Annotated in this window: 1 protein-coding gene; it reads left to right on the top strand. The window is 61.6% G+C overall.

Going from position 1 to position 861, the window contains the following annotated elements; translation table 11 throughout:
• A partial coding sequence (locus NKJ73_RS34065; protein WP_352572768.1) for an amino acid adenylation domain-containing protein occupies window positions 1–861 on the top strand: 861 nt, incomplete at both ends.

The following is an 861-nucleotide window of genomic DNA, read 5'->3' as shown; positions in this document are numbered from 1 at the left end:
CCGCGCGCCATCTCGCCTATGTCATCTACACCTCAGGCTCCACCGGAACCCCAAAGGGCGTCATGGTCGAGCATGGAAGTCTGGTGAACTATTTGCATTGGTCGGATCGCAGCCATTACGAAGAAGCCGGCAACGGTTCGCCCATGCTGCTGTCGTTCAGCTTTGATGCTGGCGTTACGACCTTATTCGGGCCTTTCTTGGCGGGCGCCAAGCTTCGTCTTGCCAACCCCATTGCCCTAATACATGCGCTTGCTGCTTTAGAGGATGGTCAGACCTATGATCTAATCAAGCTGACCCCTTCGCATCTAAGCCTGCTGAACAAGCGGCTTGAAGCCTACAAGGGACCAGCCCCGACCAGAGCACTCATGGTCGGTGGCGAGGCCTTGATCCCGGCAGACATGCAGTTTTGGCAAGAGCATTTCCCGAACGTGCGTCTGATCAATCATTATGGTCCGACAGAAGCGACGGTTGGATGTGCCACATTCGCAATATCCGACGCTGTCGGGGGGCTGGCCTCCATCCCGATCGGGCGCCCGATTGCGAACACGCGGATCTACCTGCTGGACGCTCATGGTGCGCCGGTGCCGTTCGGGGCGGTGGGCGAGCTCTATATCGGCGGGGCGGGGGTTGCGCGTGGCTACCTGAACCGGCCGGAGCTGACGGCCGAGCGGTTCATCGCCAGCCCGTTTGTGGAGGGCGACCGGCTGTACCGGAGCGGCGACCTGGCGCGTTATCTGCCGGACGGCAATCTGGAGTTTTTGGGCCGCAACGACGAGCAGGTGAAGATCCGCGGCTTCCGCATCGAGCCGGGCGAGATCGCGGCGCGGCTTTGCGAGCACGAGCTTGTCGGCGAGGCGGTGG

This window comes from Mesorhizobium sp. M0074 (assembly GCF_040322975.1).
Taxonomy (GTDB): domain Bacteria; phylum Pseudomonadota; class Alphaproteobacteria; order Rhizobiales; family Rhizobiaceae; genus Mesorhizobium.
Note: the sequence above shows the minus strand (reverse complement) of the source record. Positions and strands in the feature narration are given on the sequence as shown.